The sequence below is a fragment of the Phocaeicola intestinalis genome (assembly GCF_014837065.1).
Lineage (GTDB): Bacteria > Bacteroidota > Bacteroidia > Bacteroidales > Bacteroidaceae > Phocaeicola > Phocaeicola intestinalis.
On sequence record NZ_JACSPP010000122.1, the window covers coordinates 1 to 2,625 of the forward strand.

The 2,625-nt window shown below is 40.7% G+C and carries 3 protein-coding genes and 1 pseudogene; 1 reads left to right on the forward strand and 3 read right to left on the reverse strand.

All coding sequences use genetic code 11. From position 1 onward, the window contains the following. A partial coding sequence (locus H9625_RS17265) for a PD-(D/E)XK nuclease family transposase (RefSeq protein WP_191765548.1) occupies nucleotides 1–149 on the reverse strand: 149 nt, incomplete at its 3' end. Nucleotides 150–458: 309 nt separating this feature from the next. Between H9625_RS17265 and H9625_RS17270 the strand changes: the two genes are divergently transcribed. Further along, nucleotides 459–941 (forward strand): hypothetical protein, encoded by a 483-nt coding sequence (locus tag H9625_RS17270; RefSeq protein ID WP_191765550.1) that lies wholly within the window; start codon nucleotides 459–461, stop codon nucleotides 939–941. Between the two features lie 356 nt (nucleotides 942–1,297). On the opposite strand, the pseudogene H9625_RS17855 reads toward H9625_RS17270, so the two are convergent. Both H9625_RS17855 and H9625_RS17280 read right to left on the reverse strand, forming a co-directional pair. Then, nucleotides 1,298–1,441 (reverse strand): annotated as a pseudogene (locus tag H9625_RS17855) (mobilization protein); the annotation flags it as partial. Between the two features lie 28 nt (nucleotides 1,442–1,469). Further along, nucleotides 1,470–2,342: an Rpn family recombination-promoting nuclease/putative transposase gene (locus H9625_RS17280; RefSeq protein ID WP_191765554.1), complete on the reverse strand. Its 873-nt coding sequence runs from the start codon at nucleotides 2,340–2,342 to the stop codon at nucleotides 1,470–1,472. Nucleotides 2,343–2,625 lie beyond the last annotated feature (283 nt).

Consider the following 2,625-nt stretch of genomic DNA (forward strand, 5'->3'; position numbering starts at 1 on the left):
GTCAGGTCTTTCACCACTTCCTTTCCGTGCAGGAGGCTGTTGATGAAGCTGATGAGCAGGTCCTTGTTGATTTCGGTACCAAACAGTTTCTTGAATCCGAAGTCGGTGTAGGGGTTGACGTATCTGTCGCTGAGTTCTCTGCTGTTCATAAGTCGATGTATTTTAGGGATGTGATGTTTGCAAAGATAATGGTTACAAATTACATTTCCCCATTCATTTGGACAAAATTTGTTCATTAGAAACATTTCCCATGCATTTCCCATGCACTTCCTCTCTCTTTTATAGAATTTTTGAGAATATTTTCTAAAAGCTCCTGCGAATGGATTTAATGGTCTATATTTGTATTGTGATGATTAAACATAGCATTGAAATTGGTATTTTTAAAATGAGGTTTGAAACATACAGTTCTTTAATGGAAAAAGCAAGGTGCTTTTGTGCAAAAATAAAACGGAAAAGAAATGGTTAAAGACAAAATATCGCAAAATCAGCATATAATGAATACTACTAGAAAATTATCACCTTCTAGAACGCTGATCATATACTCGATTATCATATCAACAATCGTTGGTTATGCGGTTTATTATGCGTTCATGGAAGGAAATACTGCAATAAAAATTGTTACAATAATTGCGGCATTATGCATTGTACTGCCTATATTGAAAATGCCAATAAGCATACACGAAGACAATGATAGTATACGAATCAAACTAATTGTAGGAGAAAAAGCCTTTCTCAAAAAAGAATATGCCATAACTCACATCAAAACAAAAAGTTTGTTCTCAATACGTCTGTTCGCTACATCTGTATTTTTATATTGGGGATATTTTTGGACAAAATCAGTGGGAAGATTCTATGCACTATGTGTAGATAACTCCAATTTGATTATGCTAACCAATAAAACTGACGGTTCTAAAATTGTCATTGATTCACCTTATATATAATAAGGTATAATGCAACGATTGACAATCATACTTGTATGAATATCACTTTCATTCGGCCTGATTGCAAATCAATGTAATTCTTAAACAATGAGAGGATAGCGCACTCAAACATAACGCATCTTCTCATTGATTTTAGAAGCTGTTTTGAATTTATCGTGCGATGATTTGGGATGAGTTTTTGAGGCATTTCCGCTTCTGTGATGAGGAAGATAGCGGGCTATCTGACGAAGAACAGGAGCGAAAAGGACCAAAAAATCGCCCAAAGCACACACGAAAACGGATACATCAAGCCAAGAAAAACTTTTTGGAGAAATTCAAAACAGCTTCTATGTTTTTCTCAAAAATCTTAATATATTCTATCTTCTTATTGAGAATCCTTGTTTCTGCTGGTGGTCATAATGCCCCTCCGCCACGTTGTCTACTTCTCGTTGGGCTTTGATCTGCTCACGGCTATCCAAATTCCCTTTTTGCTTGGCTGAGAAATACAGGAAATCCGTTGCTTGCCCCTGCCCTTACGCACAATGTGGATTACAAGCTGTTGATTTCTTCTTCGGACAAGTTGGTATATCTGATGATTTTGCCCATAGGTTCATTGTCGGCTTTCATCAGACGAGCCATTTCCTTCGCTTTTTTCTTTTCTCCCTTTTCGATTCCAATCTTTTCTCCTTCTTCCAATCCTTCTTCCCGTCCTTCGCGCCGTGAGCTGCTGATTTGCATCTTGGCTGTGCTGACCACATCCCAGAAGTGGTCGTATCCTAGCAGTTGCTCTTTGCTGAAGGCGGATTCTTCCAGTTGGGTTACGGCTTTCTTGATTTCGGGATTCTCCATCAGCTCTTCCGGTGCCTCGCGTGTCTTTTCATTGATTTCGGTCAGGTAGCGTAGCCAAAGCACCTGCATCTTCTTGCCTTGGTAGTTGTCCGGCGTGAACTTGGGGAGTTCGATGAAGATGAACCGCAGCCCTTCGATGACTTCCCGGGTCTCGGTTTCTTCCACAATCTGGAAGTCGTGGTAATACCCTTTGCTGTCCGAAAAGGTGTCGTTCACGAGGTTCAGCGAGTAGACGGGCTGCAGCAGTTTGTAGTCTTTCCCCTTGTCCAGCTGGCTGACGTATGCTTTCGACGCGTTGAACAGCACGCGTTGCTTGTATGCCGAAGTCCACATCATCTGCATCTCTACGATGAACTGTCTTCCGCTTTGGTCCTTGCATCGCACGTCCACGATGCTGTCTTTGTGGAAAGGCGTTTGCGGAACCATTTCGGGGTTCAGGTACTCCACCTGTGTAATCTCTTCTTCGGGTTTCTCGAATGGCAGCAGCGCGTTCAGAAAACTGATAATCAAGTCGGGATGTTCTCCGAACACTTTCTTGAAAGTAAGGTCTGCTTTGGGGTTAAGGTATCTCATAATCAAAAAAACATTTAGCGGTCGGCTTTTTGCAAAAATACGGATTTCCGTGGAGAATCTTATTGATTCGTTTGGTTTTCTCGGCACAATATTTCCTAAAAGCTCCTGCGAATGGATTGCAAATCCGCTTTTTCAATTACGAAGGCTTACACATTCGGCATCACAAGCAAGCTTTGTTTTCTCCGCAATATAACTGCATCGCTTGTAAGATTATTAATTAGTGTGTCCAGTTCTACGTTCCTAAAAAAGCAGTATCAAACGCCCTTGTTATTGTTCATATTAT